Annotated in this window: 24 protein-coding genes; 14 read left to right on the top strand and 10 right to left on the bottom strand. The window is 33.7% G+C overall.

The features are described from left to right. Window positions 1-61: 61 nt before the first annotated feature. Both RM51_RS10455 and pdhA read right to left on the bottom strand, forming a co-directional pair. Complete coding sequence (locus tag RM51_RS10455; protein ID WP_039368694.1) at window positions 62-1,663, bottom strand: pyruvate dehydrogenase complex dihydrolipoamide acetyltransferase; 1,602 nt, start codon at window positions 1,661-1,663, stop codon at window positions 62-64. Window positions 1,664-1,744: 81 nt separating this feature from the next. Beyond that, window positions 1,745-2,746, bottom strand: coding sequence for a pyruvate dehydrogenase (acetyl-transferring) E1 component subunit alpha (gene pdhA / locus RM51_RS10460; RefSeq protein WP_039368696.1), 1,002 nt, complete (start codon window positions 2,744-2,746; stop codon window positions 1,745-1,747). Between the two features lie 127 nt (window positions 2,747-2,873). Between pdhA and RM51_RS10465 the strand changes: the two genes are divergently transcribed. Together RM51_RS10465 and RM51_RS10470 are read left to right on the top strand one after the other, a co-directional pair. Beyond that, the gene (locus RM51_RS10465) at window positions 2,874-3,476 is read left to right on the top strand and encodes a phosphatase PAP2 family protein (RefSeq protein ID WP_039368698.1); all 603 of its coding nucleotides are present in this window, start codon (window positions 2,874-2,876) and stop codon (window positions 3,474-3,476) included. A gap of 9 nt (window positions 3,477-3,485) precedes the next feature. Continuing rightward, window positions 3,486-3,953, top strand: a complete 468-nt coding sequence (locus RM51_RS10470; protein ID WP_039368700.1) for a BlaI/MecI/CopY family transcriptional regulator — start codon at window positions 3,486-3,488, stop codon at window positions 3,951-3,953. 70 nt (window positions 3,954-4,023) lie between these two features. Here RM51_RS10470 and RM51_RS10475 read toward each other — a convergent pair whose 3' ends face one another. After that, window positions 4,024-4,386: an RNA recognition motif domain-containing protein gene (locus RM51_RS10475; protein ID WP_039368703.1), complete on the bottom strand. Its 363-nt coding sequence runs from the start codon at window positions 4,384-4,386 to the stop codon at window positions 4,024-4,026. Between the two features lie 300 nt (window positions 4,387-4,686). Between RM51_RS10475 and RM51_RS10480 the strand changes: the two genes are divergently transcribed. From RM51_RS10480 to RM51_RS10520, 9 genes are all read left to right on the top strand, one after another. Then, window positions 4,687-5,088, top strand: a complete 402-nt coding sequence (locus RM51_RS10480; protein ID WP_039368705.1) for an acyl-CoA thioesterase — start codon at window positions 4,687-4,689, stop codon at window positions 5,086-5,088. Further along, window positions 5,085-5,645 (top strand): helix-turn-helix domain-containing protein, encoded by a 561-nt coding sequence (locus RM51_RS10485; protein ID WP_039368708.1) that lies wholly within the window; start codon window positions 5,085-5,087, stop codon window positions 5,643-5,645. The genes RM51_RS10480 and RM51_RS10485 overlap by 4 nt, the downstream gene beginning before the upstream one ends. Before the next feature lie 149 nt (window positions 5,646-5,794). Further along, window positions 5,795-8,638 (top strand): heavy metal translocating P-type ATPase, encoded by a 2,844-nt coding sequence (locus RM51_RS10490; RefSeq protein WP_039368710.1) that lies wholly within the window; start codon window positions 5,795-5,797, stop codon window positions 8,636-8,638. A gap of 317 nt (window positions 8,639-8,955) precedes the next feature. Continuing rightward, the gene (locus RM51_RS10495) at window positions 8,956-9,822 is read left to right on the top strand and encodes a polysaccharide deacetylase family protein (protein ID WP_039368712.1); all 867 of its coding nucleotides are present in this window, start codon (window positions 8,956-8,958) and stop codon (window positions 9,820-9,822) included. Between the two features lie 201 nt (window positions 9,823-10,023). Beyond that, window positions 10,024-10,683, top strand: a complete 660-nt coding sequence (locus tag RM51_RS10500; RefSeq protein ID WP_039368714.1) for a YggS family pyridoxal phosphate-dependent enzyme — start codon at window positions 10,024-10,026, stop codon at window positions 10,681-10,683. A gap of 57 nt (window positions 10,684-10,740) precedes the next feature. Further along, on the top strand, window positions 10,741-11,925 hold the full coding sequence (locus RM51_RS10505) for a sigma-54-dependent transcriptional regulator (protein WP_039368717.1): 1,185 nt from the start codon (window positions 10,741-10,743) through the stop codon (window positions 11,923-11,925). A 94-nt stretch (window positions 11,926-12,019) separates the two neighbouring features. Continuing rightward, window positions 12,020-13,381 (top strand): MATE family efflux transporter, encoded by a 1,362-nt coding sequence (locus tag RM51_RS10510; protein ID WP_039368719.1) that lies wholly within the window; start codon window positions 12,020-12,022, stop codon window positions 13,379-13,381. Between the two features lie 119 nt (window positions 13,382-13,500). Continuing rightward, window positions 13,501-14,325, top strand: a complete 825-nt coding sequence (locus tag RM51_RS10515; protein ID WP_039368722.1) for a GLPGLI family protein — start codon at window positions 13,501-13,503, stop codon at window positions 14,323-14,325. Window positions 14,326-14,407: 82 nt separating this feature from the next. Then, window positions 14,408-14,902: a hypothetical protein gene (locus tag RM51_RS10520; RefSeq protein ID WP_039368725.1), complete on the top strand. Its 495-nt coding sequence runs from the start codon at window positions 14,408-14,410 to the stop codon at window positions 14,900-14,902. A 3-nt stretch (window positions 14,903-14,905) separates the two neighbouring features. Here the strand turns inward: RM51_RS10520 and RM51_RS10525 are convergent, their stop codons facing one another. Continuing rightward, window positions 14,906-15,415 carry a GNAT family N-acetyltransferase gene (locus RM51_RS10525; protein WP_039368728.1) on the bottom strand — a complete coding sequence of 170 codons (510 nt, stop codon included), beginning with the start codon at window positions 15,413-15,415 and terminating at the stop codon, window positions 14,906-14,908. A gap of 50 nt (window positions 15,416-15,465) precedes the next feature. Next, on the bottom strand, window positions 15,466-16,044 hold the full coding sequence (locus tag RM51_RS10530) for a Crp/Fnr family transcriptional regulator (protein ID WP_039368731.1): 579 nt from the start codon (window positions 16,042-16,044) through the stop codon (window positions 15,466-15,468). Window positions 16,045-16,132: 88 nt separating this feature from the next. Between RM51_RS10530 and RM51_RS10535 the strand changes: the two genes are divergently transcribed. Beyond that, window positions 16,133-16,822, top strand: coding sequence for an HAD family hydrolase (locus RM51_RS10535; RefSeq protein ID WP_039368734.1), 690 nt, complete (start codon window positions 16,133-16,135; stop codon window positions 16,820-16,822). 25 nt (window positions 16,823-16,847) lie between these two features. Here RM51_RS10535 and RM51_RS10540 read toward each other — a convergent pair whose 3' ends face one another. The 5 genes from RM51_RS10540 to RM51_RS10560 form a co-directional block, all read right to left on the bottom strand. Continuing rightward, the gene (locus RM51_RS10540; protein WP_039368738.1) at window positions 16,848-17,282 is read right to left on the bottom strand and encodes a hypothetical protein; all 435 of its coding nucleotides are present in this window, start codon (window positions 17,280-17,282) and stop codon (window positions 16,848-16,850) included. A gap of 69 nt (window positions 17,283-17,351) precedes the next feature. After that, window positions 17,352-19,754 (bottom strand): S9 family peptidase, encoded by a 2,403-nt coding sequence (locus tag RM51_RS10545; protein ID WP_084111067.1) that lies wholly within the window; start codon window positions 19,752-19,754, stop codon window positions 17,352-17,354. 94 nt (window positions 19,755-19,848) lie between these two features. After that, window positions 19,849-20,277, bottom strand: a complete 429-nt coding sequence (locus RM51_RS10550; RefSeq protein ID WP_039368740.1) for a DoxX family protein — start codon at window positions 20,275-20,277, stop codon at window positions 19,849-19,851. Between the two features lie 69 nt (window positions 20,278-20,346). Continuing rightward, window positions 20,347-21,222 carry a GTPase Era gene (gene era / locus RM51_RS10555; protein ID WP_039368744.1) on the bottom strand — a complete coding sequence of 292 codons (876 nt, stop codon included), beginning with the start codon at window positions 21,220-21,222 and terminating at the stop codon, window positions 20,347-20,349. A 115-nt stretch (window positions 21,223-21,337) separates the two neighbouring features. Then, entirely contained in the window at window positions 21,338-22,336 is a 999-nt protein-coding gene (locus RM51_RS10560; RefSeq protein ID WP_039368747.1) for a LacI family DNA-binding transcriptional regulator, read from the bottom strand. Between the two features lie 314 nt (window positions 22,337-22,650). Here RM51_RS10560 and RM51_RS10565 point away from each other — a divergent pair, with 314 nt between their 5' ends. Then, window positions 22,651-23,214 (top strand): Crp/Fnr family transcriptional regulator, encoded by a 564-nt coding sequence (locus RM51_RS10565; protein WP_039368750.1) that lies wholly within the window; start codon window positions 22,651-22,653, stop codon window positions 23,212-23,214. Between the two features lie 80 nt (window positions 23,215-23,294). Then, a complete protein-coding gene (locus RM51_RS10570; protein WP_039368753.1) occupies window positions 23,295-23,621 on the top strand; it encodes a DMT family transporter in 327 nt (108 codons plus the stop codon). The last annotated feature ends 7 nt before the right edge of the window (window positions 23,622-23,628 follow it).

Here is a 23,628-nt window from a genome sequence, read left to right on the forward strand (position 1 = left end):
CCCTATAAAACTAAAAGCCTCCTGAATTATCAGGAGGCTTTTTATGTACAGTTTAGAAAAATTACAGTAACAAAGTTAATGGATTCTCTAAATATGTTTTTAATGTTTGTAAGAACTGAGCACCTGTAGCTCCGTCTACTACTCTATGATCACAAGCTAATGAAAGCTTCATGATGTTTCCAACTACGATCTGACCGTTTTTAACAATTGGCTTCTCGATAATTGCTCCTACTGAAAGGATTGCAGAGTTTGGCTGGTTGATGATACTTGTAAATGTTTCAATTCCGAACATCCCCAAGTTTGAAATTGAGAATGTAGAACCTTCCATTTCGTTTGCTTTAAGACCTTTAGATTTTGCTCTAGAAGCCATATCTTTCACAGCAGCAGAAATTTGAGTGTAGTTCATTTGGTCTGTATTTTTAAGTACAGGAACTACCAATCCGTCAGGAATTGCAACTGCTACACCAACATTAATATTTCCTCTGTGAATGATCTTATCACCTGCCCAGCTTGAATTTACCTGTGGGTGTTTTCTTAATGCAACAGCAGTTGCCTTAATGATCATATCGTTGAAAGAAATTTTAGTATCCGGTAAAGAATTGATTTCTTTTCTAGCCTCAATTGCTTTATCCATATTGATTTCTACCATTAGATAGTAGTGAGGCGCAGAGAATTTACTTTCAGAAAGACGCTTAGCGATAATGTTTCTTACTTGTGAATTCGGAGTTTCTGTATCTTCACCCTGTACAAAGCTTAATGCAACTTGTGCAGCAGCAGGACTTGCCGTCGGAGCTGAAGCAGCTGGTTTTACAGCTGGCTGATAGTTTTCAATATCTTTTCTAACGATTCTTCCGTTTTCACCTGAACCTTGAATAGAATTAATATCAAGACCTTTATCCTGAGCCATTTTCTTCGCTAACGGAGAAATTGCAATTCTATCTGTAGATGAAGAACTTACAGCAGGAGTAGCTTTTTCTTCTGCTTTAGCCTCAGTTTTTTGCTCAGCAGGCTTTTCTGATGATGAAGCAGCAGGTTTTGCAGCACCCACTCCAGAAACGTCTGTTCCTGCAGGACCGATAATTGCTAAAACGGTATCAACCGGAGCAGCACCACCTTCTTCTACACCTTGTTTCAATAATACACCATTGAATTCAGATTCGAAATCCTGAACCGCTTTATCTGTTTCGATTTCAGCAAGAAGATCTCCTTCTTTTACTGTATCACCAATATTTTTGTGCCATTTAGCCACTTTCCCTTCTGTCATTGTATCAGAAAGTCTCGGCATTGTAATCACTTCTACTCCTGCAGGAACTTCAGCAGATGCTTGTTCCGGAGCAGCAGTTTCTACTTTAGGCTCTTCTTTTTTCTCCTCAGAAGTTGTAGCCGGAGCAGCAGCTCCACCTGTTAATCCTGAAATATCTTCTCCTTCATTACCGATAATTGCCAAAACAGAATCTACAGCTGCTGCATTACCTTCTTCCACACCTACATATAGAAGAGTACCTTCTATTTCAGATTCGAAATCCTGAACTGCTTTATCTGTTTCAATTTCGGCTAAAATATCACCTTCCTTTACCTTATCTCCTACTTTTTTATGCCATTTAGCCACTTTTCCTTCCGTCATAGTATCAGAAAGACGTGGCATTGTAATCACTTCTGCCATAATATATATTGATTTGAGATTCGAGATTCGAGATTTGAGATTAGGGAAACTCAAATTCAAATATCAAATTAATTATTAATTTTAGTTTTCTAATTTATCTAAGAATGGATAATCTTCCTGAGCGTATACGTATTCATATACTTTTTCTGCATCCGGATACGGAGAGTTTTCCATGAACTCGATACATTCTTCTACAAAATCTCTAGATTTGTTATCCATAGTTTCCAATTCTTCTTCTGTAGCCCATCCGTTTGATAAAATTCTTTGTTTTATCAATTCAATTGGGTCATCATTTTTGTGAATGGCAACTTCTTCTTTAGATCTATAAGGTTCTGCATCAGACATTGAGTGACCTCTGAAACGGTAAGTTCTCGCTTCAATGAAAGTTGGCCCGTCTCCTCTTCTTGCTCTTTCGATAGCTTCGTAAGCAGCTTCAGCTACTTTCTCAGGATCCATCGCGTCTACAGCAAGACATGGCATTTCGTATCCTAAACCTAATTTATAGATATCTTCGTGGTTAGCTGTTCTCTTAACAGAAGTACCCATTGCATATTGGTTGTTCTCAACAACGAAAATTACAGGTAACTTCCAGTTCATTGCCATGTTAAACGTTTCATGTAATGACCCTTGTCTAGCTGCTCCGTCTCCGAAGAAACAAATGTTTACAGCTTGTCTGTCGAAAAATTTATCCGCGAAAGCGATACCTGCTCCCAAAGGAATTTGTCCTCCTACAATACCATGACCTCCGTAAAATCTGTGTTCTTTGCTGAAAATGTGCATAGATCCACCCATACCTCCTGACGTACCTGTAGCTTTACCACAAAGTTCTGCCATGATTCTTTTAGGATCTACTCCCATCGCCATAGGATGGATGTGACATCTGTAAGCAGTGATCATACTATCTTTAGTTAAATCCATTGCATGCGTGAAACCAGCAGGGATAGCCTCCTGTCCGTTATACAAATGTAAAAAACCTCTGATTTTTTGTTTTAGATAAAGAGAACGGCATTTGTCTTCAAACCTTCTCCACATAGTCATATCTTCATACCACTTCAGGTATACCTCTTTAGAAAATTCTTTCATGTGTTGAGCTCTTGCTTATTTATTATGAAATAGTTGAGCAAAATTATAAAAAAAACTTTGTTTTTATTGTATACATACCAATTGTTTTTTTACTTATAATATTATATTTACATTATCAAACTAAAATATGGAAGAAAAACAGCCTTCATTTATCCTTAAAGCATCAAAAATAATCTCAGATTTCTTTAATCCTCTCCTTTCTTTGTTCATATTCTTTTTATATATGAGCCTAAAGAATTATTCATTGAAAGATTCTTTATTGTATTTCTTACCCATTTTATTAATTATTATTATCCCAATCATTGTCTGGCTGGTTTGGAATGTTAAAACCGGGAGATATACAAATATGGATGTTTCGAACAGAGTACAGAGAAAGACCTTATATATATTTATAGCAGCATGTATCATCGGATATATCGCCTTTAATTATTTTAAAAACGGATATATTGATTTTGTAATGCTGTTTATTCTCATTCTTCTTTTCGCTTTACAGATCAGTAATTTTTTTATTAAAAGTTCTATGCATACAGCATTCAATATATTTGTCGCTGCACTGTTTTATGCTCTTGATCCAGCTTTTGGGTTTATTTGGTTGGGAATTGCTGTTTTAGTAGGAATTACAAGGATTATTTTGAAGAGGCATAGTCCGAAAGAAGTATTCATGGGAGCCATCATTGCTTTTATTGTATCTTTTATTTACCTATATTGCAATATAGAATTTCAACATTAAGAATCTATTATGAAAATAAATCATCTCACCGCTGCTGAAGAAAACTTAATGAAACTGTTTTGGAAGCTGGAGTCTTTTTATTTAAAAGACGTTATGGAGCAGCATCCAGAGCCTAAACCCCATCAGAATACCGTTTCTACCTACTTAAAAATATTAGTTGAAAAAGGATATTTATCTACCGAAAAAGAAGGTAGAATCTTTAAATATACAGTTCTTGTACCTTTAGAAGAGTATAGAAAATTTTTATTAAGAGAACTTTCTCATAATTTCTTCAATAATTCAGGGAAAGAAATGTTGGAGTTTTTATTTAATGAGAATTTAATTTCTCAGGACGATTTGAGAGGATATTTTGATCTTAAGATAGAATTAAAACCGGCTAAAATAAAAGAACCTAAACTGGAATATGCCGAAGAAATATTAAATCCTAAAAAAGATAAAAAGAACAAGGATAAGAAGAAAAAGAAGAAAAAAGAGTAATTGAAAATTAATTACTTTTAATTAAAATAAAGACATAAAAAAAGCGGCTCCGAAAAGCCGCTTATATTTTTTACCAACGGTTTCCACCGCCGTTACCTCCTCTGTTGTTTCCGTAACCACCACCGTTGTTACCTCCTCTGTTGTTTCCATAACCACCACCTCTGTTGTTATCGAAACTTCTTCTTGGTTTTTCTTCTCTCGGTTTAGCTTCAGATACATTAAGAATCTTTCCGTTAAATTCTTTTTGGTTTAAAGCTTCGATAGCTTGTTTTCCTTCTTCATCACCCATTTCAATAAAACCAAAACCTCTAGAACGGCCAGTTTCTCTGTCTGTAACTATTTTTGCAGATGCAATATCTCCAAATTCAGCAAATAAGTCGTGCAACTCATATTCTTTAGTTGCGTAATTGATGTTTGAAACAAAAATGTTCATTTTAAATAAAATTAAAAAATTAATAAAAATTTGGCATATAAAAGAAAAACAACATAAATTAATGAACAAATATTGATTCCAAATATAAACGATTGCAAGATACAATTAAAAATTACAAATCAAAGCTTTTTTATAATTAATTCTCACTTAATATTGAAGTTTAATTTCTATACAACAATATTTATGAAAATTCCAAGAGCTTAATTGAGAAAACAAATCACTATCTTTCACTAACTAAATATTAATCGAAGGTAAAAACGAGTTTTTAGCCCTAAATTTGTATTTCAAATTATTAAAAACATGAACTATCATACAAGAAAATGGGTAAAACCCGAAGACTTAAATCCTAACCAATCACTTTTTGGAGGAAGATTATTACAATGGATTGATGAAGAGGCTGCATTATATGCTGTTATTCAATTAGAAAATAAAAAAGTCGTAACAAAATTCATTTCAGAGATTAATTTTGTCAGTTCTGCAAAACAAGGTGATATTATTGAAATCGGTATTGAAGTTTCAGCTTTTGGTTCTACTTCTCTTACATTAAGATGTGATGTAAGAAACAAAATGACTCACCAAACCATTATTACCGTTGACAGAATTGTAATGGTAAACCTGGATGAAGATGGAAACCCTGTTCCACACGGAAAAACAAAAGTTGAATTTGTAAAAGACAGATTAAACAATCAGAATCAATCATGAAGATTTTCATAAAGAATATGGTGTGTGGCAGATGCATTTCTGCTGTTACAAATATTTTCAATGATGCTCATGTGAAGATTAAATCCATTAGTCTTGGTGAAGTGGAGACGGAATCTGAAATCTCAGAACATGACCTTCAGTCTATAGAAAAACAATTATTGGAGACAGGTTTTGAAAGAATAAAAGATTCTGCTCATCAACTTGTCGAAAAAATTAAAAATCATATTATTGAAAAGGTCAGCGAATTAGATATTGATGAAAACTTCCTTCTTTCTGAGTTTTTAACTTCAAAGTTTCATAAAGATTACAGTTCTCTTTCAAAAACGTTCTCACAAAACGAAAATATTACACTGGAGCAGTTTTTTATTCTTCAAAAGATTGAAAAAGTAAAAGAATTGCTTTTATATAATGAGTTTACATTAACCGAAATTGCGGGAAAGCTGGGTTATAAAAGTGTTCAGCATTTATCGTCTCAATTCAGAAACAGTTCAGGATTTACACCTACTGAATTCAAGAAATTGAAAGTCCACAACAGAAAACCGCTGGATCTTGTCTGAGAATTAACCTTATTAGAGTTTTGAGTTCGATAGAATTTCAAAACTCTAATCCTTTCTATTTTTTCCACCTAATTCTATAAACTTTATCCTTAAATTTATAACAACCTTCCGATTGCATTTTGGAAATTTGTAGTATAAATAAAAGGATCATGGAAAAACAATATAAAATACTCGGAATGACCTGCTCCGGTTGTCAGAAAAAAATCTCTGAAAAACTGAACAGTATTGAAGGCGTACAAGCCGATGTTAATTTAGAAGCCAATACAGCCACCATTACTTCCGAAAAAGATATTGAATTAAATACATTAAACAAAGCATTGGAAGAGATCGGAAACTATAAATTAGATGATCCGAACAATCCTGAGAAAGCTTTTATCAAGCCACAAGACAGAGTTTCTCCATCATCTGTTTACTATTGCCCAATGGAATGTGAAGGTGATAAAGTCTACTTCCAGCAAGGAAAAAGATGTCCGACCTGCAATATGTATCTGGTTCCTATTGAGGAGAAATTAGCAAAAGATCCCAATCATAAACCAACCTATTCTTCTACGCATTTACCTGGAAATTTTAAAGACAATATTGGAAAATATTACTGTCCAATGTTTTGTGAAGGAGATAAAATCTATGATGAAAAAGGCGATTGCCCGGTTTGTCATATGCATTTAAACGAAATTACAGAGGATTTAGTCAAAAATACAGCAACTCACTCACATCATCATTCTCATAACCACAGTCATCATCATGAAACTCCAAAAGTTACGGATGAAATGGCAGGTAAATATTACTGTCCTATGTATTGTGAAGGTGATAAAGTATATGACAGCAATCTCGGATGTCCGGTTTGCGGAATGGATCTGGTAAAATACCCTGAGAAAAAAGTAGCAAAATACACCTGTCCGATGCACCCTGAAATCGTGAGAGACGAACCGGGAAGCTGCCCTATCTGTGGAATGGATTTAGTAAAAATGCCGGATACAAACGATGATGGAGAAGATGAAACTTATAATATCCTGAAAAGAAAATTCATCATTTCTTTAATCTTCACTATTCCTGTTTTCATTCTATCTATGGGGGGAATGTTTATTAACTTTCCTTTTTCACATCAGATTCAAGGTATTATTGAGCTTATTTTAACGCTTCCTGTTCTTTTCTATTCAGGATGGTTCTTGATAAAGCGAGGCTGGGTTTCCTTTAAAACCTGGAACTTAAATATGTTCAGCTTAATTGCTTTAGGAGTTGCTGCGGCGTTTATTTTCAGTATAGTGGCTTTAGCCTTTCCTAATATGATTCCACATGAAATTCGTGGTCATAATCATGAAATTCCTTTGTATTTTGAAGCAGTCTGTGTGATCTTAACATTGGTAATTTTGGGACAGCTTATGGAAGCTGCTGCGCATAAAAAAACAGGAAATGCCATTCGCGAGCTGATGAATCTTTCACCGGACGAAGCAAACCTTATTATAAATGGTGAAGAAAAGAAAGTCTTGCTTTCTCAGGTGAAAATAGGAGATTTATTGAAAGTAAAACCAGGGGAGAAAATTCCTGTTGACGGTAAAATTACAGAAGGAAGTTCTTATGTTGACGAAAGCATGATTACCGGAGAACCTATTCCTGTTGAGAAAAGCATCAACGACAGAGTTTCTTCAGGAACTATCAACGGAAATCAGGTATTCATTATGAAAGCTGAAAAAGTAGGTGATGAAACCTTACTTTCACAGATCATTAAAATGGTGAATGAAGCCAGCAGAAGTAAAGCTCCGATTCAGAAATTAACAGATAAAGTTTCCAAAATATTTGTACCAACGGTGATCTTACTTGCAGTTTTAACCTTTATTATCTGGCAGTTTTTTGGACCGGAAGGCAAAAGAAGTTTATTTGCTTTTGTAAATGCCGTTGCAGTTTTAATTGTTGCCTGTCCATGTGCGTTAGGATTAGCAACTCCTATGTCTTTAATGGTGGGAATCGGAAAAGGAGCAAAAAACGGAATCCTTATTAAAAATGCCGAAGCTCTTGAACAAATGAATAGAGTAAATGTTCTAGTCACTGATAAAACAGGAACTTTAACAGAAGGTAAGCCTTCTGTAGAATATATTGAAACGCTTCATGGAGATAAAAATTCAATCTTGAAATTAGCTTATTCATTGAATCAGAACTCTGAACATCCTTTATCAAATGCGGTGATAAAAAAAGCAAAAGATGAAAATATTTCCCCTGAAAAAGTAGAAAAATTTGAAAATATTTCAGGAAAAGGAGTGAAAGGAAATATCAACGGAGAAACTGTCTATCTTGGAAACGAAAGCCTTTTAACTTCTCATCAAATATCAATCCCTGAAAATTTAAAACAAAAAGCAATTGAAATTCAGTCAAAGGCACATACTATTTCTTATCTAGCGCAAGGAAATGAGACTTTAGGTTTCATTAGTTTTACAGATAAAATCAAAGAAAGCTCTAAAAAAGCCGTTCAGCAACTCCTCGATGAAGGTGTAGATGTGATAATGATGACCGGAGATAATGAGCATACTGCAAAAGCCGTAGCTGAAGAATTGGGAATTAAACATTTTAAAGCCAATTGTCATCCTGAAGATAAATTAAATGAAGTCAAAAAACTTCAGCAACAAGGAAAAATCGTTGCAATGACCGGAGACGGAATCAATGACTCTCCTGCCCTTGCTCAAGCTAATATCGGGATTGCAATGGGAACAGGAACAGATGTTGCGATTGAAAGCTCGGAGATTACTTTATTAAAAGGCGATATTCTTGGAGTTGCTAAAGCGAAATTGTTAAGTGAAAAACTCTTGAAAAACATTAAAGAGAACTTATTTTTCGCCTTTATTTACAACGTTTTAGGAGTTCCTGTGGCGGCTGGATTACTATATCCGTTTTTTGGAATCCTTTTATCTCCAATGATTGCTGCCGCTGCAATGAGTTTTAGTTCTTTATCGGTAATTTTAAATTCATTACGGTTAAACTCAGTGGATTTAAATAGTAAATAAATCTGACTTCAGAATAAAGAAAATATCGAGAATGTTGATTAAACTCAATTTCTTGATATTTTTTTATGTACCTGCTTGAATTAACATTATCTTTATTATATAAGCTGAAATTAAACCAATCTTCTTTACATATTTATGTAATTTTATAAAATACATAAAACTAAATCGATACAGTTTATATCTAAAGAAATTTCTAGCATAAAATTTATTATTAAAATATCCTTAAAAAGATAATTTCATTACAATTCGGCATACAATTTGTTAAGAATAATTTGTAAAAATTAACATTTTTTAACGATTTAAATTCCCTTACTTTTATGAAAAAAACTTTTGCGGAAAAGTCTAGAAACAAGACTTTTCTTGGGATGTTTGCAGTGATGAGTGCAACGTCAATCTTATTCAACGGTTGTAACCGTAAAAACGATAAAAAAGAATCAGACAGACTGATTCCCCAAAAGCTTCCCGTCGCAAAAGCAATTCCTAAAATAGATGATGAAAATGTAGCCTCAGATAAAAGGGTTATCTACCTTACCTTTGATGATGGCCCCAATCAAGGGACAAAAAATCTCCTGAAAATTTTAAATAAAAGAAATGTCTGTGCAACCGCTTTTATTGTTGGCAAACATGTCTATGGAAGTAGAACACAAAAAAATGATTTCGAACTCTTAAAAAGAGATCCGTTAATAGAACTGGCAAATCATAGTTTTACTCATGCCAATAATAAATACACCGATTTTTATAAAAATTCACAAGCCGTGGTGCATGATTTTGATACGGCAAAAGATAGTCTAAAACTGTACGATAAAATTGCCAGAACCCCGGGTAGAAATATATGGAGACTCAACAATACAACCGTAACCGATCTTAAAAGCTCTACAGAAGCAGCGAATAAACTTAAAGAAGCAGGATACAAAGTGATCGGTTGGGATTTGGAATGGAAACCAGGTCAGAAAATGGTTTTGAAAGGAAACCATGAAGCCATGCTGAAAAAAGTAGATAGCATTTTTTTCAATGATCTTGAAAAAACATCAAGACATCTTGTATTTCTTACTCACGATCAGTATTTAACAGATGCGGATTCTATTAATGAGCTTGATCTCTTTATTGAAAAGCTTCAAAAAAGCAACCGTTTTGTATTCAGAAAAATATCGGAATATCCTAAAATCAATGAAGTTTTAAATTAATTTGAATAATTTAATTTGCCTGTCATTCTGACGAAGGAAGAATCTCTAATTTAATTATTTACCAAAAAGATTCTTCACTCCGCTTCATTTCGTTCAGAATGACAGGCAAACTACTTTTCTGTAAACCCTGAAACAGAATCCAACTTCTAAAATTTATAAATTCATTCGTTTTTTGCTTTTAAAATTCAGAAATTTGCAATTATGAGTATTCAGGAAAATTACAACACGATAAAAAATCAGCTTCCGGACAATGTACAATTGGTGGCTGTATCCAAAACGCATCCGGTTTCAGCAATTCAGGAGGTCTACGATTTAGGTCAGAGAGTCTTTGGTGAGAATAAAGTTCAGGAAGTGATGGAAAAACATCCGCTTCTTCCAAAAGACATTCAATGGCATGTTATCGGACATTTGCAGACCAACAAAGTAAAATACATCGCTGAATTTGTAGATACAATTCAAAGTGTAGATTCTGAAAAATTACTATTAGAAATCAACAAAGAGGCAGCAAAATACGATAGAAAAATTAAAGTTTTACTTCAGGTCAAAATTGCCGAGGAAGAAAGCAAATTCGGATTAGAAACTGAAGAGGCTAAAGCTTTATTTCAAAAATATCTTGAAGGAACTTATTCAAATATAGAAATTACAGGATTGATGGGAATGGCAACATTCACAGACAACGAACAACAAATTAGAAAAGAATTTTCATTATTAAAAAACCTTTTTGATGAGTTGAGTAGTCAAAAATCGTTAAACACCTTATCTATGGGAATGAGCGACGACTTCCCCATTGCCATAGAATGTGGTGCCAATTCCGTAAGAGTAGGTTCTGCAATTTTTGGCAGAAGAGATTATACGAAATAGATCATTTAGGTATGGTTTTTGCTAATAATTCAATCAAAAATTTCTAAATTTGCAACTATGCAAAAAATCCTTATCGTAGAAGACGAAAAAGCAATATCGGGAGTTCTTCACAGTATTCTCTCAGATGAACTTACTGATTATGAATTTGTAATCGCCGAAGATGGCCTAGAAGGCTACAAACAGGTAGAGAAAGAAGACTTTGCATTGGTAATTTCTGATATCAAAATGCCGAAACTTTCAGGAACTGAACTTTTGAAACAAAGTTTGGTTTTAAAACCTGAAACTACTTTTATTATGATTTCGGGACACGCAGATATTGATTCTGCAGTTTCTTGTTTGAAAGAAGGTGCTTATGACTTTATTTCAAAGCCTATTGACATCAACAGACTGATTACAAGCGTGAAAAATGCTTTAACTAAAGAAACACTTAAAAAAGAGAACAAAAATCTTCAAACCGAAAATAAAACGCTGAAGAAAAAAGTCAACAAAAAATATCAGATGATTGGTGAGTCTGCAGGATTGCAGAAAATCCAGGATATGATTGATAAAGTTGCTGTTTCTGATGCTAGAGTTTTAATTACCGGACCCAATGGAGCTGGAAAAGAGCTTGTAGCTCATGCTATTCACAACCAAAGTGAGCGAGCTAGAGGACCAATGATTGAGGTAAACTGTGCGGCTATTCCTTCTGAGCTTATAGAATCTGAACTTTTCGGTCACGTGAAAGGATCGTTTACAGGAGCTATTAAAGATAAGCAGGGAAAATTTGAGCAGGCAAACGGAGGGACTATTTTCTTAGACGAAATCGGAGATATGAGTCTTATTGCTCAGGCAAAGGTTTTAAGAGCTTTACAGGAAAGCAAAGTATCTCCTGTAGGAAGTGATAAGGAAATAAAAGTTGATGTAAGAGTATTGGCGGCAACCAATAAAAATATGCAGACGGAAATTGAAGCCGGAAGATTCAGAGAGGATCTTTATCACAGACTTTCTGTGATCGAAATCTATGTGCCACCATTGGATGAAAGAAAAGATGATATCAAATTGTTGGTAGAGCATTTCTCAGGAATGATTGCCGATGAGCATGGTACCGCTACAAAAAAATTTGATGATAAAGCTATTGAAGCCTTAAAAGCGCTTTCCTGGACAGGAAATATCAGAGAGTTGAGAAACGTGGTGGAAAGATTAATTATTTTAGGAGGAAACACTGTTTCTGCCGAAGATGTTGCAAGTTTTGTGAGGAAATAATGTAAATTATTACTAACTATAAATTATAAAATTGCAGTATCATTTTTTGTTACTGCAATTTTTTTTTGAACTCAAACTATATGAATTGTAAACTATGAATTTTTTAAATAAAAAATACACAAAAGAAACCTTGACCCTTGCCTTACCGGTAATGCTAACGCAGGTAGGACAAGTCTCGGTAAACTTATTTGACAATATTATCGTTGGAAAACTATTAGGTGCAGATGCTTTGGCTTCTGTATCCTTAGGAAACGCGGTTTTTTTCTCTATGTTTGTTTTGGCATTGGGATTCTCATTCGCGATTCCTCCATTGGTTTCCGAAGCCCATTCACAACATGATCATAAAACGATCAATTCGGTTTTCAGCCACGGATTTATTATTAATATGTCTGTAGGGATTATTTTGATGGGAATTTTGTTTTTGGGAATGCCACTACTCTATCATTCGGGACAGCCTGCTAAAATTATTCCTGATACGGTAGATTTTTTAACCATTATGGCGGTAAGTATTGTTCCGTTTATGGCATTTCAGACCTTAAGAGAGGTATCTGAAGGCTTATCTTATACGATTGGAGTAACAAAGGCTACGATTATTGCCAACGTGATTAATATCGTTCTTAATTATGTCTTTATTAAAGGACTTTGGATATTTCCCGAAATGGGAGTAAAAGGATCCGCATTGGCAAGTTTAATTGCCCGTATCTTTATGGTTGTTTTCCTTTATATCGTATTATTAAAAGAGCCTAAAACCAGACAGTATATCAAAGCTTTTTCTTTAAAAGTTGAAGTTTTTTCTAAGAAAATGTTTGATAAAATGGTAAGATTGGGACTTCCTACTGCATTACAGATGTTTTTTGAGGTTACCGCTTTTGCCGGAGCTGCATTTATCTGCGGATTGATTTCTGCCCATGATATTGCCTCTCACCAGATCGCATTGAGTATGGCTTCATTTACCTTCAATTTATGTGTTGGTTTCAGTGTTGCCTCTACTGTAATGATTGGAAGAAAATTAGGTGAACAGAATTATGTGGAGCTAAGAAAAGTCGGAATCAATAACCTGAAAATAGCTTTTATTTTCATGTGTATCTGTGGGATTGTCTTCATTTTAGGAAGAAACATCCTGCCTACTTTCTTTACCAAAAAAGAAGAGATTGAAGTGATTACTCTCGCTTCCAAATTGATGATCATAGCGGCTTTATTTCAGTTATCAGACGGAATTCAGGTGACTGCTTTAGGAACATTGAGAGGACTGCAAGATGTAAAGATTCCATCGATCTATACTTTTATTGCGTATTGGATCATCACCATTCCATTAGGATATTTCCTTTGTGTCACTTTAAAAATGGGTGCTTTTGGAATGTGGATTGCTTTAGGTTTAGGACTTACTATTTCAGCCTTGTTTCTCGTAAAACGATTCCTGAATATGTCTGCAAAAAAGATTAAATTGAATTCATAAAACAGTAAACGATCCTTAAAAGGATCGTTTTTTTTAATCCTATTCATTATCCCATGAAGTAAAGGAAAGATATTTGTATTTTTGCTTCCTTAAAAATTAAAAAAACACGTATAATTCACATGAAAAAAATCTTTCTCCTGTTAGGTATTTGCACATTATCTTTCTACCAATCGCAAACGAATAGATTTATTTATGAACTTCAATTCAAAGCAGATACTGATCAGGAATACCGAAAAGCTTTAATGAACCTTGATATAAGTCCGAAATCGGTCAAATTTTATGATAAGAATTTTGCCGACTATGATTCTATCAATAAAAGTTCATCAATGGGAAATTCTCATTTCAGTACAAGGACAGATCAGGTGATCGAAAGACAGCCTAATTCTTTTAAAAACAACTGGTACAGAGATTTCTTTGAATATTTTGTCATAAAAACGAATGATGAGATGAAATGGAAGCTTTTATCAGATACCCAAACATACAATGGTTACACTTTACAGAAAGCCACTACGGATTTCGGAGGCAGACAATGGACGGCTTGGTTTTCTAAAGAGATCGATATTCAAGAAGGGCCTTATAAATTCAGAGGGCTTCCAGGATTGATTTTCATTATTGAAGATGATAAAAAAGAGTTTATCTATAAGCTGGTTAAAAACATAAAACTTCCAGAAACCTATAATACAAAAGACTTTGTTGAAACCCATTATGGAAAAGCTGCATTGCCAATTTCTAATGAAAAATTCAATAAATATGTTGAGGATACCTATTCTGATCCTGTAAGAATGTTTTCTAATGGCGTAAAAAACGGCGGATCTACTTTTGGAAAGGAAACAGTAGAATCTTTAGAAGAGCTGAATAAAAAGAAAGCTATGCTGCAGAAAGGAATAAAAAGCCGATATATTTATATTGAAAAAGATAAGGCTCCAAAATTTGAAAACAATTAATTATTATTAGATATTTATATATAAGCAGCGATCTTTTAGGATCGCTTTTTTTATTAAATTTGTTTATAGTTAATATTATTGAATGGATTTAACAATACGTGATTTAAGAAGGCATGCCTTATCTTTCGATCCTGAATTTTCAAGATTAGAAACGATTATTGAAGGATTAAATAATGCTCTTAAACATCTTTATGACTCCGAACTATGTATTGATTGGTACGGGTGTATGGATGAAAAATATGAATGTGAAACAATTTATAGATTAGCTATTTTAGCTTTTGAAACTTATATAACTTCAAGTGCTACAAATTTGTGTAATGAATATAAAAATCCACAACATTTTTACAATCTTTCACCAGATATAATTTTGATTCTTACTTTATCAGAGTACATTACATCAAATACTGAGAGTTCAAAAACAAACTTAAACAACCATAACTTAGATATTAATAATTCACCTATTTATCATGGAATTAAAATTTTGAACAAAGAAAGAAATTTAAGTAAAATTACTAAAGTTTTGAAATCTTGGAGGAATCAGTTGGTATATATCCAATATCCTGTTAATACAAATTAAGCGCTAATTAATTCTCTTTCCTAAAATCACTAAAGTACGCTCTACTCCATCCAATACTGCAACATTTGGAAGTACACCCCAATCTTCAAATCCAAAGTGTCTGAATAGTTTCAAACTGGGTTCATTATGCAAGAAAATGAAACCTAACAATGTCTTTACGCCCAGTTTTCCGGCATTGTCTATGCAATATTGCAGTACTTTCTTTCCAAAGCCTTTTCCTCTGCTGTTTTCGCTCATATAAATGCTCATTTCTACGGTTCCGTCATAAGCAGGTCTTCCATAAAATGAAGAGAAACTTACCCAGCCAATGACATTATTTTGCTGGTCTTCAATCATCCATAGAGGTCGGGTCTCCGGATTATGTTCCTGAAACCATTTTAGTCTACTTTCTACAGAGACTTCTTCCATATCTGCAGTTACCATTCTGGAGGCAATGGTTGAGTTATAAATTTCAACTATTTTAGGTAAATCTTCAAGCGTTGCATTTCTGAACGTTAATTCTTCCATTGTCATGATCTTATTTTTGCAAAGATACATGAAGATTTTCGTTCTATGACAGCTGATTATTCATCACGTTCTTTATCTTTCAGTTCTTTAAAAGCCCTGTTAAGACTTCTTACTGTAATTCCGAGATAAGCGGCCATATCTTCTTTTGAAATTTTCATTTCTTTTGATTTTACCTCTAGAAGCTGCGATAAGGTATGCTCTGTCGTGTGAAGCTGTTGATAAGATGCCCTGCTTGATGTATTGAAGATACGGTCTGCAAAAACATCAAGTAACAAATTATTCAAGGTCAGATCATTTTTAATCAAAGACTGAAAATATGGTATCGTCATCGAATACACAGTAACTTCTGTAATGGCTTCAATACTGCACAGACACGGAACATTCTTAATGACCTCAATTTCTCCTACAATTTCTCCTTTCCCTAAGAATTCAACAATATATTCTTTATCATTTTCTTCCACGAAATAGCACTTCGTAATTCCACTTTTGACAAGCATGATCTTGGTGGAAACTTCATTTTGCGTCAAGATCTTTTCTCCTTTTTCAAAAGACTTCAACACAATATTCTCTTTATGATCCTGATTTTCATAAAGCTTTTCTAAATAATCTAAAAATGGTTGATTCGTACGTAACATATTTTACCGGGGACAAATGTCCTTTTCTGTTTTGTTTTTTATCCTGATTTTTGTGAGCGAAAATTACAAAAACTAAAGTAAACTCAATATGAATAATGATATAACTACTATCGCTTTTGATGCAGATGATACTCTTTGGATCAACGAACCTTATTTTCAGGAGGCTGAAAAGGAGTTTTGTGCTTTGTTGGAAGATTATCTTCCGCAACATTCTGTTTCTCAAGAATTATTCAAAACGGAAATGAAAAATCTTCATTTGTACGGATATGGGGTAAAAGGATTTATGCTTTGTATGATCGAAACAGTAAGCAAAGTTTCAAATGATACTGCGCCTTTAACATTAATCAATAAAACCATTGAGATCGGTCATGAACTGCTTCAAAAACCCGTTGAACTTTTAGAAGGCGTTACTGAAACCTTAGAAAATTTAAAAGGAAAATACAAATTGGTTGTTGCTACAAAAGGTGATTTACTGGATCAGGAGCGTAAATTAAAAAAATCAGGATTGCAGGAATATTTTCATCATATTGAAATCATGAGCGATAAAAAAGAAAGTGATTATCAGAAACTTTTAAAGCACTTAGATTGTAAACCTAAGAACTTTTTAATGCTTGGAAATTCGATTAAATCAGATATTTTACCCGTTTTAGAAATTGGAGGATTTGCTGCTCATATTCCATATCATGTAACGTGGTCTCATGAACAGCATGATCTTAATCTGGAGCATTCTAATTTTATGGAGCTGGAAAGAATTAATGATATTTTGAATTATTTATAAAAAAATCATTCAGGTTGGAATGGAATTATTTAATTTTTTGATATAAATTTTCAATTTCAAAATTGTTCTTCCATCCTCCTGAATTATATATTGATATAATTATCATTTTTTCAAATTCTTTAAATGTTCCTGATACTCCTTGTATTATAGCTCCTTCCCAAGGTCTTTCATTTTCTGGAATTATATATTCTATTCTAAATTCATTATAATAATTTGATTGACATGCATTAATAACAATAAAGTAGTCTGAATCTTCCTCATCATTATTAAATAAAAGAAGAGAGGCATGAGAGGTTAATCCATATATTTTCGTTTCATAAAACATTTCATTTAATACTCTCAAAACTTCTAGCATAGGCGTTCCTACGTCTTGGTATACATTCTCGGCTTTAGGTATAAACTCTTTATAAAAATCTTCAAGAGTTTGTCTCTTTTGTTCTGAACGGCGTATTATTGGCATAGTCTAAATCATTTTAATACAAATAAAATAAAAACTCGCTCAAAAAGAACGAGTTTTTTTATCTATTTATTACTTCTTCAAACACTTGTCTAAGAACTGATCCTGTTCCCAAAGCAAATGCAGGATATTTTCTTTAGCAGCATATCCGTGAGCTTCTTTTGGAAGAAGAACCATTTTCACAGGAGCCCCAAGATTTTTCAGTGCCTGAAAATATCGTTCGGTCTGTAGTGTAAATGTTCCAGGGTTATTGTCGGCATCTCCGTGAACCAATAATAATGGAGTTTTCATTTTATCAGCATTCATGAATGGAGACATTGCATTGTAAATTTCCGGAATATCCCAATAATTTCGTTGCTCACTCTGGAAACCAAATGGAGTCAATGTTCTGTTATACGCTCCACTTCTTGCAATTCCGCAGGCGTAATCTTTAGAATGGGTCAAAAGATTGGCGGTCATAAATGCTCCGTAAGAGTGACCTCCTACTGCCACTTTATTTCTGTCGATATAACCTAGTTTATCAACGGCATCAATGGCGGCTCTTCCATTTGCTACCAACTGAGGAATAAATGTATCATTCGGTTCTGTTTTTCCTTCTCCGATAATCGGGAAAGCGGCATCATCCAATACAGCATATCCTTTTGTTGTCCAATATACAAACGATCCGTAATATGGGAAAGTAAAGTCATTCGGGTTTTGTGTGCTTTGTCCTGCTGTATTTTTGTCTTTATATTCTGTAGGATACGCCCAAATCAGCAAAGGAAGTTTTTCTTTTTTTGCTTTTCTGTCATAGTTTGCAGGCAGATAAAGCGTTCCTGTAAGCGTTACACCATCATTTCTTTTATAAGTAATTACCTCTTTGTACACATCTTTTATACTTTCAAAAGGATTGGCAAAATTGGTTACCGATTCTGTTTTATTCGATTTTATATTTCGCTTAAAATAATTCGGATACTGACTTGCTGATTGCTGTACGGTAAGGATTTCGCCTTTGGACGGGTTTAGAATATCAATGATTTCTTCTTTTTCATTTTTTAGATTAGAAGTATATAATCTTTTTTTCTTCAAACTTTTAATATCCATTTCATCAATGAACGGATGTTGCCCGTCTTTTGTAAAACCGGCACCAATTAAATAAGCCTTTCCGCCTTTTATATCAAGAACGGTTCTTCCAAACTGATTTTTTGTGGTATTGAAGTTTCCTGGATCGCTGTAAACATCCTGATAATTTCTGTCGTCAATAACTTTAGATTCATTATTATTGAGATCTACTAAGAAAGATTTTGTATTTCTTGTATCATACCAAGATTCGTGAACAATCGCATAATGATCATTCGTCCAGCTTACATCCTCATACCTTTGTTTTGTTTTGAAAAAAGACTTTGAATTGCTACTGAACGGTGCTTCCCAAGTGAAAATTTCATCTCTGAATTCAGCAGATTTTGACTGATCTCCTCCATCTAAAGCTTCCGCATATACCAAAGTTGCAGGCATATCGCTTCTCCATCCCATATCTCTTTTCCCTACTCTTACAGAAGAAAATCCTTTAGGCATGATTTCGTTCAGAGGAGTTTCATTCACTACTTTTACGACATTCCCGTTACTATCATAAACCGTTGTCGTCATTGGGAACCTACTTAAAGGAACAATATAAGAGAATGGTTTTTTAATGGTCGTTGCCATTAAATAATTTCCATCCGGTGAAAAACTCAATCCGGCATACATATCTTTCTCTTTTACCTTATTTAAGTTTCCATTGAGGTCAACTTTATAAATATCTGAAGACGTAAGGATTTCAAAATTCTTTTCATCCTGAGGATTTTTCAGAAGATCCTGATACGTTCTGTTTTGAGATACTTTTCCATCTGCTGTAGAAACAATAGGTCCTGTAGGTAAGTCTTTACTGGAATCAATTAAAGTTCCTCTATTTTGAGGTAATGTTCTGATCAATACATTCTGAGAGTCCTTATACCAAACATATGGAGAACCTAAATTAGCATTCAGATTATCTGAAGTTATTTTTTTTGCCGTAGCTGTTTCCAAATCAACAATCCAAAGCTCTACTCCTTTGCTTGTGGTATTGGTAAAAGCAAACTTCTTCTCATCCGGAGAAAATGAAGTATACGCGATTTTAGGATTGGAAGGTAGATTTTTCACCTGAGTCTCATTTTTATCGCTTGTTTTTCTCACCTTCAGGTTATTCAGATAAGTAACACTGCTTGAAATATTAGTGACAGGATTAATTCTTAACCCTCCAAGCTTCATTTCCTGCTGACTCAGATCTTCCAGAGTTTTATAAGTCGGACGATAGGTAAAAACAATCCAGTCTTTTTTACTGTTCATTAAAACACTTGGTGGTCTGTCATAATCAGCAAGTTTTAAAATTTCCGGTGAGGGTTTTTGGTACGTAATATTTTCCTGCGCATTATAAAAATTAAGGAACGCAAGAAGACAGATTGTTAGTTTTATCTTCATTATAATTTCATTTTTCACGAATTTAACGAAATTAATGACATAAAAAAAGCAGGAAAATATTTTCCTGCTTTTTAGTATTTCTATCGTAAAAGAATTACCAATCTGAAGCTCTTTTTCTTTTTTCGATCATATAATCTATTGAGAGTTTACCTGCTCCGAAAGAAATGATCAATAAATAGACGGAAAGATATAGTAAACTTAATTCTCTTTTATCAAATAGATCGGCTCCGTGTACAACAAAGGCTGCAATCGCCATGGTAAAGATTAAAAATCCTGTTGCCACTCTTGTAAAAAGTCCTAAAATTAAAAGAATGGAGCAAACAAACTCTGCAAATACCGTTAGAATCAATGAAATCTGTGGTCCAAGTCCTAGAAAATCAAAAAACTTTACTTCGCCTCCTTCCAACAATTGTTGAAGTTTTGGAAATCCATGAGATAACATCGCAAATCCGACAAATATTCTTACAACCAATAAAACTATGTCTATGTAAATAGGATTAGCTTTTGTGTTTGAGTAGCTCATTCAATATTAATTTAAAATTAAAGATAATAAAATATCTTTTAATACAACGATGAATATTGAACTTTTAGTCTATCTGTACCCGAAATTTTTAAGGTCACGGTCATTTTTTCGCCAGTCTTTTTTCACTTTTACAAAAAGATTCAGGTGAATTTTTTTAGCAAAGAATTTTTCAAGATCTAATCTTGCTTCAGTTCCTACTTTTTTGATCGCTTCTCCTTTGTGGCCGATAATAATCCCTTTTTGGGTATCTCTTTCCACATAAATGATAGAATCGATGAAGATAATGCCTTCTTTTTCTTTGAACATTTCTGTTACCACTTCTACAGAGTAAGGAATTTCTTTATCATAATTCAAAAGAATTTTCTCTCTGATAGCTTCATTTACGAAGAAACGTTCAGGTTTATCCGTATACATATCCTTGTCATAATACGCCGGATTTTCCGGTAGCATTGACTTCAATTTCGGAAGAATAACGTCAGTATTAAAGGCATTAAGTGCAGAAATTGGTAAAATTTCAGCTTTAGGGATTCTTTCATGCCAATCTGAAACCAATTTCTCCAATCCTTCCTGATTGGTTTGGTCTACTTTATTTAATAATAATAGAACAGGAACCGGAATTTTATTTAGTTTATCAATTAAAAATTCTGAAGGTTCAGCTTTATCGGTTACATCTACAATAAAAAGAAAAACATCAGCATCCTGTAAAGAATCTTTCACAAAATCCATCATTTTTTCCTGCAACCCATATTTAGGATCTAAAACTCCAGGGGTATCCGAAAATACGATCTGAAGATCTTCTTCATTATAAATTCCAAAAATTCTGTGACGTGTTGTCTGAGCCTTTTGGGTAACAATCGCCAACTTCTCTCCCATCAACTGGTTCAATAAGGTCGATTTTCCGGCATTGGGCTTTCCAACTATATTTACAAATCCTGCTTTGTGCATAAAAATTATATTACGAACTGCAAAGTTACTAAAACAAAATCGGTCTATCCCGATTAATGGGAAACTTCTCTGCAAAAACTGTTAAAATACTTTAGTATAAACAGAATTAAACAAGTTATTGTACAGAATCTTTATGGATCAGTTTGGCTTTAAATGTAACTCTTTCACCATTCTTTTTATAATTGGTGATCTCATCATCAATCAGCTTGATAACCGTTTTTGCCATGTCTGTTAAAGGCTGCTTAACATAAGTAAGCTCTATCGGGAAAAGTTCATAGGCTTCCGCTTCATCAAAGGTAATCATCGAAAGATCTTCCGGAACTTTAATGTTGTACTTAATAAAATAACTCATTCCCGCAATTCCCAGTTTATTACTGGTAAAATAAACGGCAGTTCGCTTAGAAAGATCCAGATGTTTTTCAAGAGCATTATGTATTTCCTCTTTTCTGTTTTCCATTCCTACCAACACTCTTTTGTAGCTGATTCCACTTTCAGGAAAACGCTTTTCAAAGCCGCGCTGTCTATCCAAAAGATGGGGAACTTCAGTATTGTATCCTACATAAATGATTTCTTCAAAGTTTTTAGCTTTCAGAAAATCAAAAATCTGCTCAGAGACTTCAAAATTATTCACCAAAACACCCGGCAACTGAATATCTTTAAGATAACGGTCGATGGTAACTACCGGATATTCTTCTTTAATGAGCTTATTAAGCGTCTCATTAGAGTCTATGATCGGTGCAACAATCATTCCGTCAACCTGATGCTCGGCAAAAAGTTCAGTTAATTTTTTAAACTTTTCGGGATTTTCGTCGGAACTTCCGATCAAAAGGGTATAGCCTAGTTTTATCGCTTCGTCTTCAATACAACGTGCCATTGTAGAATAAAAGCCATTGGAAATATCTGCTAAGATTAATCCTATCAGTTTACTTCTGCTCATTTTCAAGCTTTTGGCAATCTTATTGGGAACGTAATTGATAGAATCTGCAATTTCTAAGATTTTATCTTTCGTTTGCTGGCTTATTCTACTTCCTTCTTTTTTATTAAGGACATAAGAAACTGTTGCTACGGAAACACCTGCGATTCTTGCGATGTCTTTTATGGAAGTTCTTTTCATTATATGGATTAAGAAAAAACAAAAATATTCGATTAAATCATTAATAAACAAGAGGTATTTTCTTTGAGTATTTCAGGAATAATTGTATTTTCGCGAATTTTATAAACCAGCCCTACACAACAATTAAATACTTAATAGACACCTATTTACAAATATAATAAAAAATAACAATCCAGCTCAATAAGTTAGGAACCGTTGTCTCTATTTTTAAAATGTGCAATTCGCATTAAACGTTTATCTTCAATTATTTTGAATATTTTTTTTATCCTTTCTAAAAAACTGATATTTTTGAAGTCATACAAGTCTTCCTTACTATGAGTATTGACGAAATCATAAATAACATCTATCCTATTCCCGATTCTTCCCGACAAAGTTTGAAAGAACACATCACTAGAGTTTCTTATCCTAAAGGAAGTTGCCTGATGGAAGCTGATAAAATTGTGCCTTATATTTATTTTATTAAAAAAGGGATTGTTCGCGCATATGCTTCTACAGAGGAAAACGACATTACGTTTTGGTTTGGAAGTGAAAGTGAAACCGTAATTTCTATGAAAAGTTATGTGGAAAACAAACCCGGATATGAAAATATTGAATCACTAGAAGACTGTGAGTTGTATAAGCTGGAAACCGCTCATTTAAGAGAGCTGTTCAATCAAGATATTCATATTGCCAACTGGGGAAGAAGATTTGCAGAAAAGGAACTCATAAAAACGGAAGAGCTTATTATTTCCAGACAATTTAAAACCGCATTAGAACGCTACAAAGATTTAATGCGAGAGAAGCCCCATCTTCTTAAACGGGTTCAATTAGGTCATATTGCTTCTTATTTGGGAATTACACAGGTAAGTTTAAGCCGAATTCGAGCCGAAATCAAATGAAAAAAATATATTATTTTTTAACAAATGTAAAATAGTAGTTCTTCCAAAATCCTGAACTTTGCTGCAGAAAATAATGAAAAATGAATTGGATTATTTTAATTATCGCAGGATTATTTGAAGTGGCTTTTGCCTCATGTTTAGGAAAAGTAAAAGAAACAACAGGAACTCCCATGTATCTTTGGTTTACAGGCTTTTTGATTACGATGACTATCAGTATGGTTTTATTGATTAAAGCGACACAAACCTTACCTATTGGAACTGCCTATGCAGTATGGACCGGAATTGGCGCTGTAGGAACAGCCTTAATGGGAATTTTCTTTTTTAAAGATCCGGTAAGCTTTTGGAGAATTTTCTTCATTGTTACCTTAATCGGTTCTGTAGTTGGGCTGAAAGCGGTTTCTCATTAATGAGATT

Origin of the sequence: Chryseobacterium taiwanense, from assembly GCF_000813825.1 — a bacterium.
Lineage (GTDB): Bacteria > Bacteroidota > Bacteroidia > Flavobacteriales > Weeksellaceae > Chryseobacterium > Chryseobacterium taiwanense.

What these genes read in the sequence shown, in the direction of transcription:
- RM51_RS10480 (WP_039368705.1), top strand. Translation starts at nt 4,687, where the DNA reads ATGAACTATCATACAAGAAAATGGGTAAAACCCGAAGACTTAAATCCT.
- RM51_RS10515 (WP_039368722.1), top strand. Translation starts at nt 13,501, where the DNA reads ATGAAAAAAATCTTTCTCCTGTTAGGTATTTGCACATTATCTTTCTAC.
- RM51_RS10455 (WP_039368694.1), bottom strand. Translation starts at nt 1,663, where the DNA reads ATGGCAGAAGTGATTACAATGCCACGTCTTTCTGATACTATGACGGAA.
- RM51_RS10465 (WP_039368698.1), top strand. Translation starts at nt 2,874, where the DNA reads ATGGAAGAAAAACAGCCTTCATTTATCCTTAAAGCATCAAAAATAATC.
- RM51_RS10565 (WP_039368750.1), top strand. Translation starts at nt 22,651, where the DNA reads ATGAGTATTGACGAAATCATAAATAACATCTATCCTATTCCCGATTCT.
- RM51_RS10525 (WP_039368728.1), bottom strand. Translation starts at nt 15,415, where the DNA reads ATGACAATGGAAGAATTAACGTTCAGAAATGCAACGCTTGAAGATTTA.
- pdhA (WP_039368696.1), bottom strand. Translation starts at nt 2,746, where the DNA reads ATGAAAGAATTTTCTAAAGAGGTATACCTGAAGTGGTATGAAGATATG.
- RM51_RS10490 (WP_039368710.1), top strand. Translation starts at nt 5,795, where the DNA reads ATGGAAAAACAATATAAAATACTCGGAATGACCTGCTCCGGTTGTCAG.
- RM51_RS10535 (WP_039368734.1), top strand. Translation starts at nt 16,133, where the DNA reads ATGAATAATGATATAACTACTATCGCTTTTGATGCAGATGATACTCTT.
- RM51_RS10495 (WP_039368712.1), top strand. Translation starts at nt 8,956, where the DNA reads ATGAAAAAAACTTTTGCGGAAAAGTCTAGAAACAAGACTTTTCTTGGG.
- RM51_RS10520 (WP_039368725.1), top strand. Translation starts at nt 14,408, where the DNA reads ATGGATTTAACAATACGTGATTTAAGAAGGCATGCCTTATCTTTCGAT.
- RM51_RS10500 (WP_039368714.1), top strand. Translation starts at nt 10,024, where the DNA reads ATGAGTATTCAGGAAAATTACAACACGATAAAAAATCAGCTTCCGGAC.
- RM51_RS10545 (WP_084111067.1), bottom strand. Translation starts at nt 19,754, where the DNA reads ATGAAGATAAAACTAACAATCTGTCTTCTTGCGTTCCTTAATTTTTAT.
- RM51_RS10505 (WP_039368717.1), top strand. Translation starts at nt 10,741, where the DNA reads ATGCAAAAAATCCTTATCGTAGAAGACGAAAAAGCAATATCGGGAGTT.
- RM51_RS10470 (WP_039368700.1), top strand. Translation starts at nt 3,486, where the DNA reads ATGAAAATAAATCATCTCACCGCTGCTGAAGAAAACTTAATGAAACTG.
- RM51_RS10540 (WP_039368738.1), bottom strand. Translation starts at nt 17,282, where the DNA reads ATGCCAATAATACGCCGTTCAGAACAAAAGAGACAAACTCTTGAAGAT.
- RM51_RS10485 (WP_039368708.1), top strand. Translation starts at nt 5,085, where the DNA reads ATGAAGATTTTCATAAAGAATATGGTGTGTGGCAGATGCATTTCTGCT.
- era (WP_039368744.1), bottom strand. Translation starts at nt 21,222, where the DNA reads ATGCACAAAGCAGGATTTGTAAATATAGTTGGAAAGCCCAATGCCGGA.
- RM51_RS10530 (WP_039368731.1), bottom strand. Translation starts at nt 16,044, where the DNA reads ATGTTACGTACGAATCAACCATTTTTAGATTATTTAGAAAAGCTTTAT.
- RM51_RS10475 (WP_039368703.1), bottom strand. Translation starts at nt 4,386, where the DNA reads ATGAACATTTTTGTTTCAAACATCAATTACGCAACTAAAGAATATGAG.
- RM51_RS10510 (WP_039368719.1), top strand. Translation starts at nt 12,020, where the DNA reads ATGAATTTTTTAAATAAAAAATACACAAAAGAAACCTTGACCCTTGCC.
- RM51_RS10570 (WP_039368753.1), top strand. Translation starts at nt 23,295, where the DNA reads ATGAATTGGATTATTTTAATTATCGCAGGATTATTTGAAGTGGCTTTT.
- RM51_RS10550 (WP_039368740.1), bottom strand. Translation starts at nt 20,277, where the DNA reads ATGAGCTACTCAAACACAAAAGCTAATCCTATTTACATAGACATAGTT.
- RM51_RS10560 (WP_039368747.1), bottom strand. Translation starts at nt 22,336, where the DNA reads ATGAAAAGAACTTCCATAAAAGACATCGCAAGAATCGCAGGTGTTTCC.